Origin of the sequence: Pantoea sp. B270, from assembly GCF_018726825.1 — a bacterium.
Classification (GTDB): Bacteria; Pseudomonadota; Gammaproteobacteria; order Enterobacterales; family Enterobacteriaceae; genus Pantoea; species Pantoea dispersa.
Genome location: NZ_JAHCSX010000001.1, coordinates 812967 through 825419 on the forward strand (window position 1 = coordinate 812967; position 12453 = coordinate 825419).

General features: G+C 58.5%; 13 protein-coding genes and 1 pseudogene. 5 read left to right on the forward strand and 9 right to left on the reverse strand.

Going from position 1 to position 12453, the window contains the following annotated elements; genetic code table 11:
- Positions 1–40 precede the first annotated feature (40 nt).
- Together astE and spy are read left to right on the forward strand one after the other, a co-directional pair.
- Positions 41–1036: a succinylglutamate desuccinylase gene (gene astE, locus KOL70_RS03990; protein WP_215480236.1), complete on the forward strand. Its 996-nt coding sequence runs from the start codon at positions 41–43 to the stop codon at positions 1034–1036.
- Between the two features lie 334 nt (positions 1037–1370).
- Positions 1371–1865 (forward strand): ATP-independent periplasmic protein-refolding chaperone Spy, encoded by a 495-nt coding sequence (gene spy, locus KOL70_RS03995; RefSeq protein ID WP_215480237.1) that lies wholly within the window; start codon positions 1371–1373, stop codon positions 1863–1865.
- 78 nt (positions 1866–1943) lie between these two features.
- On the opposite strand, the gene cho is transcribed toward spy, so the two are convergent.
- The 3 genes and pseudogenes from cho to KOL70_RS04010 form a co-directional block, all read right to left on the reverse strand.
- The gene (cho, locus tag KOL70_RS04000) at positions 1944–2804 is read right to left on the reverse strand and encodes an excinuclease Cho (RefSeq protein ID WP_088515872.1); all 861 of its coding nucleotides are present in this window, start codon (positions 2802–2804) and stop codon (positions 1944–1946) included.
- Positions 2805–2916: 112 nt separating this feature from the next.
- Positions 2917–3744, reverse strand: coding sequence for an ammonia-dependent NAD(+) synthetase (gene nadE, locus KOL70_RS04005; protein WP_021506261.1), 828 nt, complete (start codon positions 3742–3744; stop codon positions 2917–2919).
- Between the two features lie 117 nt (positions 3745–3861).
- Positions 3862–5052 (reverse strand): annotated as a pseudogene (locus KOL70_RS04010) (multidrug effflux MFS transporter).
- Between the two features lie 192 nt (positions 5053–5244).
- Here KOL70_RS04010 and osmE point away from each other — a divergent pair.
- On the forward strand, positions 5245–5580 hold the full coding sequence (gene osmE / locus KOL70_RS04015; protein ID WP_021506259.1) for an osmotically-inducible lipoprotein OsmE: 336 nt from the start codon (positions 5245–5247) through the stop codon (positions 5578–5580).
- A gap of 54 nt (positions 5581–5634) precedes the next feature.
- On the opposite strand, the gene KOL70_RS04020 is transcribed toward osmE, so the two are convergent.
- The 4 genes from KOL70_RS04020 to hxpB form a co-directional block, all read right to left on the reverse strand.
- The gene (locus KOL70_RS04020; protein ID WP_215480238.1) at positions 5635–6021 is read right to left on the reverse strand and encodes a DUF6515 family protein; all 387 of its coding nucleotides are present in this window, start codon (positions 6019–6021) and stop codon (positions 5635–5637) included.
- A 197-nt stretch (positions 6022–6218) separates the two neighbouring features.
- Positions 6219–7610, reverse strand: a complete 1392-nt coding sequence (locus tag KOL70_RS04025; RefSeq protein WP_021506257.1) for an L-cystine transporter — start codon at positions 7608–7610, stop codon at positions 6219–6221.
- A 186-nt stretch (positions 7611–7796) separates the two neighbouring features.
- Positions 7797–8384 (reverse strand): metal-dependent hydrolase, encoded by a 588-nt coding sequence (locus KOL70_RS04030; protein ID WP_021506256.1) that lies wholly within the window; start codon positions 8382–8384, stop codon positions 7797–7799.
- A 201-nt stretch (positions 8385–8585) separates the two neighbouring features.
- Positions 8586–9254, reverse strand: coding sequence for a hexitol phosphatase HxpB (hxpB, locus tag KOL70_RS04035; RefSeq protein WP_058757670.1), 669 nt, complete (start codon positions 9252–9254; stop codon positions 8586–8588).
- Between the two features lie 144 nt (positions 9255–9398).
- On the opposite strand from hxpB, the gene KOL70_RS04040 reads away from it, so the two are divergent.
- Positions 9399–9935: a YniB family protein gene (locus KOL70_RS04040; protein ID WP_021506254.1), complete on the forward strand. Its 537-nt coding sequence runs from the start codon at positions 9399–9401 to the stop codon at positions 9933–9935.
- Positions 9936–9939: 4 nt separating this feature from the next.
- Here KOL70_RS04040 and KOL70_RS04045 read toward each other — a convergent pair whose 3' ends face one another.
- Entirely contained in the window at positions 9940–10833 is an 894-nt protein-coding gene (locus KOL70_RS04045) for a fructosamine kinase family protein (RefSeq protein WP_058757671.1), read from the reverse strand.
- Positions 10834–10923: 90 nt separating this feature from the next.
- Positions 10924–11214: a type V toxin-antitoxin system endoribonuclease antitoxin GhoS gene (gene ghoS, locus KOL70_RS04050; protein ID WP_215480239.1), complete on the reverse strand. Its 291-nt coding sequence runs from the start codon at positions 11212–11214 to the stop codon at positions 10924–10926.
- A gap of 332 nt (positions 11215–11546) precedes the next feature.
- Here ghoS and KOL70_RS04055 point away from each other — a divergent pair, with 332 nt between their 5' ends.
- The gene (locus KOL70_RS04055) at positions 11547–12308 is read left to right on the forward strand and encodes a YdiY family protein (RefSeq protein WP_031279185.1); all 762 of its coding nucleotides are present in this window, start codon (positions 11547–11549) and stop codon (positions 12306–12308) included.
- Positions 12309–12453: the final 145 nt, after the last annotated feature.

Genomic DNA, 12453 nt, shown 5'->3' on the forward strand with positions numbered 1-12453 from the left:
GGGGCAAATGTGTTGCCCCCTGTGTCAGAAAGGAGTGAACATGCAGGACTTTTTACAGCAAACCCTGTCAGGCAGGCCGCCCGCGCAGCGGCAGGGCAGTAACGCCCACCTGCACTGGCAGTGGCATGATGAGGGCATACTATCCCTGACACCGCATACGTCCACGCAGCAGGCGCTGGTTCTCTCCGCCGGGATTCACGGCAACGAGACCGCCCCGGTGGAGATCCTCAATCTGTTGCTGACGCCGCTGCTGCAGGGGGAAAAACCGCTGGCCGTGCGCCTGCTGGTGATCCTCGGCAACCCGGCGGCGCTGCGCAGCGGCAAACGCTACCAGCATTATGATATCAACCGGCTGTTCGGTGGACGCTGGCAACAGGTGGCCGACGTACCGGAGGCGCAGCGCGCGCTGCAACTGGAGCAGGCGCTGGAAAACTTCTGGTGCGAGTGTCTCGATCACGAAATTCGCTGGCATCTCGATTTGCACACCGCGATTCGCGGTTCGTGGCATACGCGCTTTGGCGTGATGCCGCTCAACAGCCAGCCGTGGCCAGCGGATTTTTTACACTGGCTGGCAGCGGCCGAGCTGGAGGCGCTGGTGTTTCACCGTGCGCCGGGCGGCACTTTTACCCACTTCAGCTGTGAACACTACGCCGCTGCCAGCTGTACGCTGGAGCTGGGAAAGGCGCTGCCGTTTGGCGAGAACGATCTTACTCAGTTCAGCGGCGTGCAGCGTGCGCTGGCGGCGCTGCTGTACGGTGAGGCGCTGCCGGCGGTGCGCGAGACGCCGCGCCATTATCGCGTAGCGCAGCAAATCACCCGGCACGGCGAGCAGTTTGTTCTGCATATGGGCCCGGAAACTCTCAACTTCACGGCTTTCCCGCAGGGCACGCTGCTGGCGGAAGAGGGTGAGCGGCGCTATTACGTGCAGCAGGCGCGTGAATATGTGCTGTTCCCCAATCCCAACGTGGCACCGGGCCTGCGCGCCGGGCTGATGCTGGTGGAGGAGAGTGAGCAGACCCAGGTGCTGGAGTTGTAATCGAAAGCTTTACCCGGCAATCCCTCCTCTCCCTGTGACGGGAGAGGTCACGGGTGAGCAGAGAACGTGCCCAAATTAACGACATTTTCCCTTCCGCAAAACCGACAAAGCCATTACACTCCTCCTTAATTCCTGCGCTTTCCCCTTGAACGTCATACTCTTTTGCAATTCCTCACGCATTTCTTCGCAATCTCTCCATGATTGCCCGATATCTGTCTTTTATGCTTGCAGGGCTTTACTCAGCCTCTGAGTAGTTGACGTTCAGCGTCGTATGCTTGTTTCCGAAGACGCGACACAGGCTGTCGTCATTAAACTGAAAAGTAAGGACAATATTATGCGTAAACTGACCTCCCTGTTTCTGGCTACCGCAATGGCTTTCGGCGCCGCCAATATCGTCCATGCTGCGGCTGACAACCTGACGCCGCCGCCAGCGGGCAGTGAAAAACCGATGCACAAGCCGATGCGCCACCACGGCATGGACATGATGTTCAAAGACCTCAACCTGACCGACGCGCAGAAAGCCCAGATTCGCGACATCCTGCGTGACAGCCACAAAGACATGAAGCGTCCATCGCTGGAAGAGCGTCGTGCTAACCACAGCATCATTGCATCCGACACCTTTGACCGTGCCAAAGCAGAAGCGCAGGCAGACAAAATGAGCGCCAATGCGAAAGAGCATGCGCTGAAGATGCTGGAAACCCAGAACAAGATCTATAACGTGCTGACGCCAGACCAGAAGAAGCAGTACAACGCTAACTTTGAGAAACGTCTGACAGAAAAAGGCCCGCATGACGGTAAAATGCCGCCATCGCCGGCTGATGGCGAATAAGCCGTTTAGCTCACCGGTTTGAGACCGCCGACGTTGTCCATGGCACACTGTGCTTTGGGCAGCGTCGGCGGTTTTGCGTTACAGCTCGATCAGCGGATAAACGCCGGACAGCAGTGGGCGGCAGAGAATTTTGTAGCCATCATGGTCGAAGCCGTGACGCGCCCGCTGCAGCTGACGCGCTTCCTGCTCACTGCTGACCGATCCCAGCCAGAACCAGTGATCGATGACGTGAATCTGCGTCATCTCCGTCCCGCGCTCCACCATACCCACCGGGCCCTGCCACGGCCAGCACACCACGCGCAGCTGCTCCAGCCCTGCCAGCAGGCGCTCCTGATGCGCCGCCAGCGGTTCCGCCCCGCAGCAGGCACCGGCACAGCGTTTAAGCGCCGCGCGGAAACAGCCGCGTCCCGGCTGCAGGCGCTCTAATCCCAGCAGGCCGTGACACAGGCGCAGCTCATCGGCAAGGCTTTTCAGCTTCTCTAACGCGGCAAAGCGGCTGCGGAATAACCCGTACAGGTCAGGCGAGGAGGAGAAATCGAGATCGCGTGCGTACACCACCTGCGGTGCGCCGTCGCCCAGCTGCAGCGAGCACAGCTGGCGGTTTTTGCGCAGGCGCTTATTGAACAGTGGCTGCTGCGTTTTGATCATCTGCGCTTCGAGCAGCTGTGCGCCCACGTCCCCGGCGGTGGGGATCCAGCTGACGCGTCGCGCCTGGCGCAGCATACTGGCTTCATCCGCCGTGCGAAAATGGGCCATCACCCGGCTGCGCAGGTTGATACTCTTGCCGATGTACAGCGGCAGGTTGTCGTTATCACCGTGGAAAGTGTAAACGCCCGGCTGATTAGGCAAGCCTTCCAGCCACTGACGCAGATGTTCGGGATATTGATAGATAGCCGCCGCATCAAATTCGAGGCGATGGCGGTTTGCTCGTCTGACCAAAGAACGCTCCGCTTACTGGTTGTGCATACAGTATATCAGCGTGCGCGTTTTCCCGCCAGCGGGGACGTGAAGAGGCTGGCTTCCCGCCGGGGGAGCGGGAAGCCGCAGGGGATTACTTCTTCCAGAAATCGTCGAACACGGTGATCGGCGGACGACGTTTATGCTCGGTTTTGGTATACCAGCCTTCAATGATTTTCGCCGCGTCGGCGTCGATGGTTTTGCCTTCGAGGAAATCATCAATCTGCTGATAGGTCACGCCCAGCGCGACTTCATCCTGCAGACCGGGACGATCGTCCTCCAGATCGGCGGTGGGGTGCTTGAGATAGAGGTGTTCCGGGCAGCCGAGCGCTTTCAGCAGCTGTTTGCCCTGGCCCTTGTTGAGGCGGAAAATCGGGTTAATGTCGCTGCCGCCGTCGCCGTACTTGGTAAAGAAGCCGGTCACTGCTTCTGCGGCGTGATCGGTGCCGACCACGACGCCTTTGGTCATGCCGGCAATGCTGTACTGGGCTTTCATGCGTTCGCGCGCTTTCTCGTTGCCGCGCACAAAATCCGACAGGGCAATGCCCGCCTCCTGCAGCGCGCGCTCGCTGGCCAGTACCGCTTCTTTGATGTTGACCACCAGCGTGCGATCCGGCTGGATAAATGCCAGCGCATCCTGGCAATCCTGCTCGTCAGCCTGCACGCCATATGGCAGGCGCACGGCGATAAAGCTGTAGTCGTGATCGCCGGTCTCTTCACGCAGTTCAGTAATGGCAGTCTGCGCCAGCTTGCCGGTCAGCGTTGAGTCCTGACCGCCGCTGATGCCGAGCACCAGGGTTTTGATAAACGGATGGGCTTTCAGATAGGACTTCAGAAAATCGACGCTGACGCGGATCTCCTGCTGCGGGTCGATAACCGGTTTAACACCCAGGGCCTGAATGATTTCCTGCTGCAGTGACATGAACCTCTCCTCAAGTCGGTAGCCTGACGGCACAATGCGAATCATGTGCTAAAGCTAACGCCTCCGCAGAAAAACAACAAGCCGAACGGCTTGTTGTCCGGTGTTTCTGTTGGCAATTCAGGCGCTTTTTGGTTTCTGCGCCAGCAGCATGAACATCACGATGGCCAGCATAAAGCAGCCAAAGATGGTGGCCGTCATGCTGATTACCGAGGTGCCGCCAAGGCCGGTGATCGGTACGCTGAGCGCGCCGAGCGAGAACATCGCAACACCGATTACCGCCGAGGCGCTGCCGGCGCGGTGGCCCTGGCTCTGCATCGCCAGCGATGACGCGGTGGTGGCGATCACGCCGTTACTGGCGATGGTGAAGAACAGCGCCACCAGCACCAGCGGCAGCGGCGCGCCGCTCACGCCGGCCAGTAGCAGGCAGCTGGAGGCGACAAACGCCAGCGTCAGGCCGCCCTTCAGCACGCGATATTCGCCCCACAGCGGACAGAGCCGGGCGCTGGTCTGGGAAGCAATCACCAGGCCAATACCGTTCGCCGCAAAGCACAAGCTGAACGCCTGCGGTGACAGGCCGTAAATCTGCTGCAGCACAAACGGCGAGGCGCCGATATAAGCAAACATGCCGGACATCATGAAGCCCTGCGTCAGGCAGAAGCCCATAAACGGCCGGTGGGTGATGACCTGGCCGAGCGCCGCCCAGGCGGAGAGGATCGATCCCTGGCTACGGCGTTCGGCCGGCAGGGTTTCGCGCAGCTTTCAGCGCGCCAGCAGAATCAGCAGCACGGCAATCGCGCCCAGCACTACAAAGATGCCGCGCCAGTTCAGCACCGTCATCAGCGCACCGCCCAGCACCGGCGCACCAATCGGCGCCAGGCCATTCACCAGCATCAGCAGGGCAAAAAAGCGCGTCAGCTCATGGCCGCTATACATATCGCGGGCAATGGCACGCGACAGCACCGCGCCGCCGGCACCGGCCAGCCCTTCAAACAGGCGCGCCACCAGCAGAGCGTGAATATCCTTCGCCAGCGCACAGCCAATTGAGGCGATGAACAGCAGCGCCAGCGACAGCAGCAGCGGACGAATACGGCCAAACTTATCGCTCATCGGACCAAACAGCAGCTGTCCGGCGCCCAGCCCCAGCAGACCGGCGGTCAGACTTAGCTGGGCGGTGGCGGTTTCGCTACCGAGGTCGCGCGCCAGTTCAGGCAGGGCAGGTAGATAGAGATCGATACAAAGCGGCCCGAGCGCGGCGAGCAGGCCGAGCGTGATGGCATAAACCAGCCGGTTAGGGTGTGCAGGTGTCATTGATCCTCTGTGGTATTTTTGACTTTAAGATGTATCTTGCGCCGCGATTATACGGAGCCGGTGACGGCAACACAGCATCTTTACGTAATCCTGACGCTTCAGAACTGACCGAAAGCACCGCCATTGAGTTGATAAATCTGGAATTATGTTCCAGGCTTAGTGGGACATGGACAAAGTATGAGGAACAACAAGATGAATAAAGTGCTGGGATGTATCGCTGCCGCTATGACGCTGGCAGCCCTGTCTGGTTGTACAACTTACGATCGTGCGGAAAGCTACGTGACTAAGCCTGTGGTGAAGGATGTGAAAAAAGGCATGACGCGTGAACAGGTGCGCCAGATTGCCGGACCGGCGTCAACCGAGATCACCATGGTTCACGCACGGGGTACCTGCCAGACCTACGTGATTGGTGAGCGTGATGGCAAACAGCAGACTTACTTTGTGAGCTATAACGACACCGGTCGCGTCATGAACTACGGCTTCCAGAGCTGTAAGGATTACGATACCGATCCGCAAGCCGCGCAGTAACGGCAGCAGAATAACAAACGGCCCGTCTCAGACGGGCCGTTTTTCTTTGTGCGCTTACAGCCCATACGGCCGCGGCACCTCAATGTAGCTGCCGCTGATCTCGCGCTGATAGTAGTGACCATCCTGCACGTAGTAGCGTTTGCCGTTGTAATCCAGAACGCGCATGGCGCTGGCCGGTGGGCCATCCGGTGGCTGGACCACCACGTAGGTGTCGCCCTGCCGCTGGTAGTAGCTACCGTTCAGCAGGTAGTAGGTCAGTCCGCCAATCAGCACGGCGGTTGAGGCCTCCGGCAGAAAACGCAGCGGTCCGGGATGGCCCCAGCGGGGTCCCGGACCACCCCAGTGCGGGCCGGGGCCCGGACCCCAGCCATACGGATGAGCAAAACTTACAGTTGGCGCTATCAGGGTTAACGCCAGCATTGAGGCGATAACGTTTCTCATGAGGGTTCTCCTGCGGTAACTCCCCGCAGCATTCGCCTTTCAGCACGCAAACTCAAGCAAAAAACCGTCGATTTTGCCTCCGTTTACCATGCTTAACGTTTTCCTGACGTTAGCGCCATGATTGCGGAAAAAAGTGCAGAAAACGGCAAAAAAAAACGGCAGGCTTTGCGGCCTGCCGTTACGGGAAAACGGGTTAATTAGCGGTGCGCCAGTTCCGCGTGTTCGTCGCTCTCCAGCACTTTTTTGTCGGTCATACCCAGCCAGCGGCTGGTCAGTGAACCGGCGGTCATCGAGCCGTTAACGTTGAGCGCGGTACGGCCCATATCAATCAGCGGTTCGATGGAGATCAGCAATGCCACCAGCGTGACCGGCAGTCCCATCGCCGGCAGGACGATCAGCGCGGCAAAGGTCGCGCCGCCACCGACGCCCGCCACACCGGCTGAACTCAGCGTGACAATACCGACCAGCGTGGCGATCCATACCGGGTCAAACGGGTTGATGCCCACGGTCGGCGCTACCATCACCGCCAGCATGGTGGGATAGAGGCCGGCACAGCCGTTCTGGCCGATGGTCGCGCCAAATGAGGCCGAGAAGCTGGCGATGGATTCCGGTACGCCCAGACGACGCGTCTGTGTCTCCACGTTCAGCGGAATACTGGCGGCGCTGGAACGGCTGGTGAAGGCAAAGGTTATCACCGGCCAGACTTTACGGAAGAAGCGCAGCGGGTTGATACCGTTGATTGACAGCAGCAGCGCGTGAACGCCAAACATAATCGCGAGGCCGAGATACGAGGCCACCACAAAACCGCCCAGCTTGATGATGTCCTGCAGGTTGGAACCGGCAACCACTTTGGTCATCAGCGCCAGCACGCCGTACGGTGTCAGCTTCATGATCAGACGGACCAGCTTCATCACCCAGGATTGCAGGGTATCAATCGCCACCAGAACGCGCTCGCCTTTGGCTTTGTCATCTTTCAGCAGCTGCAGCGCCGCCACGCCGAGGAAAGCAGCGAAAATCACTACGCTGATGATTGACGTAGGATTGGCACCGGCCAGATCGGCAAACGGGTTTTTCGGGATAAAGGAGAGCAGCAGCTGCGGCGTACTCAGATCCGCGACTTTACCAACGTAGTTGCTCTGAATGGCGCTCAGACGCGCGGTTTCCTGCGCGCCCTGTACCAGTCCCTCGGCGCTGAGGTGGAACAGGCCGGTCACCAGCACGCCCACCAGTGCGGAAATGGCGGTGGTAAACAGCAGCACGCCGATGGTCAGCACGCTGATTTTGCCCAGCGACGAGGCGTTATGCAGCCGCGCCACCGCACTGAGGATCGAGGCAAACACCAGTGGCATGACAATCATCTGCAGCAGCTGAACATAACCGTTGCCGACGATGTTAAACCAGCCAATCGACTCTTTCACCACCGGGCTGTTTTCGCCATAAATGGCCTGCAGTGCCAGGCCAAAGATCACCCCCAGCACCAGGCCGGTCAGCACGCGCTTCGACAGGCTCCAGCTCTGGTTGCCGACGCGGTTTAACGCAATCAGCAGCGCGACAAATGCTACGATATTGATGATCAGAGGAATATTCATTGTTAACTCCTGAAGGTCGCCACGCGATCGCGCCGCGTAACCGAAAATAGCAGAGGGATCCTCTGTAACTGTCGCGGCATGGTACCAGTTGGCCCTGCGGGAACAATATATCTAAATCGTCTGGGTTATAACTAAATGGAATTTAAGGCGATTATTTCAGCAATGTCTGGCAGAAGGAAAAACACTTCAGCGCGTACTGCCGTTCACCAGCCGGCCAATGCCGTTCTGCAGGTTGTTGAACAGCTGCTCCGGCCAGCCGTTGGCGCCAAACGACGGCATACCGGGCGGAAACCACAGCGCATAGCCCACCAGAGCGAGGCACAGCGCGCGCTCCAGTTGATTACCTTGCTGGCTGTTGAGGATAGGCAGGCGAAAGCGCCAGCGGCACGGCCACAGCAGCGGCACGCCGGCGGGCGTCAGCATATCGGCGACAATGTGGCTCAGATAGCCGAGCGTCATGCCCTGCAGGACATCCGCTGGCAGGAACCAGTCGGCCGGCACGTTAATCTGAAACAGCCACAGGCTGACCGCCACCGCCAGAAGGCTATGGGTAAAGCCGCGATGGCCAAAAGCGCGGGCTATCGGCTGCGACAGCCACTTTAGCCGCTGGCCCAGCACCGATTTAGGGTGATCGATATCCGGCAGCAGGCAGGTCAGCAGCGCAGCCGGCACCAGATGCCACCAGTCGGCACTGGCCATCACCGGCGTCAGTTCGGCGCGTTTGGCAAATATCGCACTGGCGATGGCAAAAATGATATGGCCTTCGGCCGTCATGATGGAACCTGGCTGCAAAAACTGTCGATGCATCCAGTATAGGGATTTATCCAGTAAATGAGAACGGTGACGCTGTAACGAAGAGTGAATTTTTTGCTGACCCGCGCCTGAAAAAAGCGCGGGAAATTAACGGTCTGACTTACTTTTGCGCCTGGCAACCGGGCGAAACCTCAGCCAGGCGTAACGCGCGATGCACACCGATCAGTTAAACAGATGTTCCGCCTGCAGCTGCGTCAGGTTTTCCAGTTGCACATTGGCCAGTGCCCAGCGCGCATCGTGGCGATGTTCGGCGGCAGGCACCACGATGGAACGCATACGCGCAGCTTTGCTGGCGATCATGCCGTTGAACGAGTCTTCCAGCGCCACGCAGTTGAGCGGATCAACCCCCAGCTTTGCCGCAGCATCCAGATACACCTGCGGATGCGGTTTGCTGTAAGGCAGCGCTTCAGCCGAGGCGAGGGCGCTAAAGTAGTGACGCAGATTGAACATCTCCAGCACGCGCTCCAGCATCGCCAGCGGAGACGCCGAGGCCAGCGCAATCGCCAGGCCCTGTTGCTGACACAGCTGCAGCGCCTGCTCTACGCCAGGCAACAGCGGCCGCGTCTCTTCGACCAGCGCCAGCGCGCGGGCAATAATGCGCTGAGTGACTTCGGCCTGATCCGGTCCGTTCCACGGCAGCGCCTCGTACCACATGCGTACGGTTTGATCGATGCGCAGGCCGAGCGTATCCGGCAGCTCGTGGCGGCGGCTAATATCCACATTCAGGCTGGCAAACACCTCCAGCTCGGCGCGATCCCATAGCGGTTCAGAATCAATCAGTAGGCCATCCATATCAAAAATAGCGGCCAGCACAGGGCGACGATAGGTCATACAACAGCTCCATTGACAGTTTGCCCTACCTTAACATGGGCTGCGGCGAAAACCGACTTACGGCAGGTTACGCATTTTTCAGGAAAATTTGCTGTAGTGCAGGTAGACTTAGGGCAAAACTACTGTTTGTGAAGGGAAGACACCATGACGTATCAACAGGCTGGCCGCATCGCCATCCTCAAGCGAGTGGCTGGCTGGGTGATTTTTATTCCGGCGCTGTTATCCACCCTTATCTCCATCTTAGGCTTCATGTTTAAACACAGCGAAAAGCAGCCCGGCATCGACGCCGTGATGCTCGACTTCGTGCATGTGATGGTGGATATGATTAAGTTCAACACGCCGTTTCTCAATGTGTTCTGGAACAATTCGCCGGTACCGGAGTTCAACGGCGGGGCCAATATTGGTTTCTGGCTGATCTATATCCTGATATTCGTGGGCATCGCTTTGCAGGCCTCGGGCGCACGCATGTGGCGTCAGGCGCGCCATATCAAAGAAGGCATTGAAGACCAGATGATTCTGGAACAGGCGAAGGGCAGCGAAGGGCGCACGCGGGCGCAGCTGGAAGAGAAAATCCATGTGCCGCGCCACACCATTTTGCTGCAGATTTTTCCGCTGTATATTCTGCCGGTGATCATCGCCGTGGCCGGTTACTTCGTGTTGAAACTGCTCGGCATGCTGTAAGGCGTCAGGCCGGTCTGACCTGGCGCTGGCCCAGCGCATCCTCCTCCAGCAACTGGCCGATAGCGAACTGCGCTTCGCCGGCCCAGTTGCCGCCAAAGACGTTGGCGCGGTTGAGCAGATAGTAGAGCTGATACACCGGCTGACGCTGCGAGAAGCCTTCCGGCAGCGGCCAAACCGCATGATACCCTTCGTAAATCTGGCGCGGCAGATCGGCGTAATAGCTGAGCATCGCCAGGTCGCATTCGCGATCGCCCCAGTAGCAGGCGGGATCGAACAGCCACGGGCCGCTGGCGCTGCCGGCGCAGTTGGCTGGCCACAAATCACCATGCAATAACGACGGTTGCGGATGGTGATTAGCGAGGCTGCGCTGCACGCAATCCACGATCAGCTCCATGTCACCGTAGTGCACGCCTTTCTCCGCCGCCAGCTGCAACTGCCAGCCGATGCGCTGTTCGGCGAAAAATACCGACCATTTGCGTAACCAGCTGTTGGGTTGCGGCGTGGTGGTAATGTTGTTGTCGAAGTCGAGACCAAACTGCGGTTGCTCGCTCCACTGGTGCAGATGGGCCAGCTGCTGGCCGAGCTGGAATGCGCTTTGGGCGTCGAGTGGCTGCGGGGGAATGTATTCCAGTAGCAGAAAGCTGGTGTCACGATCGTTACCGACGCCGTAGACCTTCGGCACGCGCACCGTGTGGGTACGCGCCAGCAGATCAAGCTGGTCGGCTTCCCAGCTGAACAGCGTCAGCATGTCGCGCGTATTGCATTTGACGAACACCTCCAGCTCACCGTAGCGCAGGCGCCACGCCGGATGAATATCGCCACCGGGCAACTCATGACGTTCCGTGATTTCGGCATCGCCGGCGTACTCGCTTAACAGACGACTAATGGCTGACCACATTGGGTAATCCTCTTTATTCGCTGCGTAAGGTCGATTGTAACGCGCAAAACTTGCACAACTCCAGCGGCAATGCGCAATTTGCGGATTGCGTCAGGCTTGCGTTTTGAGAAACGCCTCCAGCGTGGTGACGTCAGCGTCCGGCTGCTGATCGAGCGCCACTGCCGCCAGCCCGGCGGCGTGTTCCGCCAGCGCCTGCTCCTCCAGCGCACTGACAATGCCAAAGCTGTTGGTGCCCAGCTCGTGCGGATGGCCGTCCGCATCGTGTAACGTGGTGCTGTAACCACCGTTAACCATCGCGCTATTCAGCGCCTGCAGATCGCCAAGACCCCTTTCCTGATAACGGAAGGTGACAACGTAACGCTTGAGATCATGATCGCTCATCTTTTCACCTCATTGTTATCGAACAGATTTCAGCGTAGACCAGCGCCTGCGATAGAGCGAATTCTGCACAATCGCCCGGCGGCGCACAGCGTAAAGTCCTGTCAGGGGCGGCAGAAAATTCTTGTAGCATTTAAGCTGTTATTTGGTTATTTGCCGCCTATAATGCGCGCCGGAAATGGGAAGATTCCCAATCCACACGCGGTGCCAGCGCAAAACCTGGCGATTCTGGTGCTTTCATACTTTTTTACAAAACTTACCGTAAATTGCATTGATTGCCCGGGAAAATTCTCCAGACTCATCTCTTTTTCAACTGTCGTACGGGTTACCTTTTAATGAAAGCCTTCAATAAGCTGTCCGCTGTTTTGTTGCTCTCCGCCGGAGCATTTTGTCACCAGGCCTTTGCAGATAACGCTGTCTTCACCTCAATGGATGACCCTTCTACGGCAAAAAAACCGTTTGAAGGCACCGCGTCAGCCGGTTACCTGGCACAGACCGGTAACACCACCAGCTCATCGCTGACCGCGTCAACCAGCATGACCTGGTATCAGACCTCAACGGCGTACAGCCTGTGGGGTAACGCCGCGAATACCTCATCCAACGATGAGCGCTCATCGGAAACCTATAACATCGGTGGCCGTAGCCGTTACAACCTCAACAGCGCTGACTACCTGTTCGGTCAGGCGAGCTGGCTGAGCGACCGCCTGAACGGTTATGATTCACGTGATGTCCTGACCGCTGGTTACGGTCGTCAGATCCTCAACGGTCCGGTGCACTCGCTGCGTGCTGAATTCGGTCCGGGTGTACGTTACGATGACTTCCACGATGGCGGCCACGAAACCAAAGCACTGGGCTACGGCGCGCTGAGCTATCAGTGGCAGCTGACTGACACCACCAAATTCATCCAGGGTGTGTCGGTGCTGAGCAGCTTTGGTGAAGACACCACGCTGAACTCCGAAACCGCACTGCAGGTGGCGATCAACGACCACTTCGCGCTGAAACTGGGCTACAACGTCACCTGGAATAACAATCCGCCAGAATCTGCGCCAGACCGTACCGACACCAAAACCACGGTCCAGCTCTCTTACGCGATGTAAACCAGAGCGCATTGTTACACCGTCGCCCGGCCTGTGCCGCGCGGCGGTTTTTTTTGATCTCTCTTTGGCTTAGCGCATTTCTTCGCGGGTTTTGCTCACTGCGGAAAGCTGTTATCATCGTTGCCGCTTTACGCGCCTGGCGTCA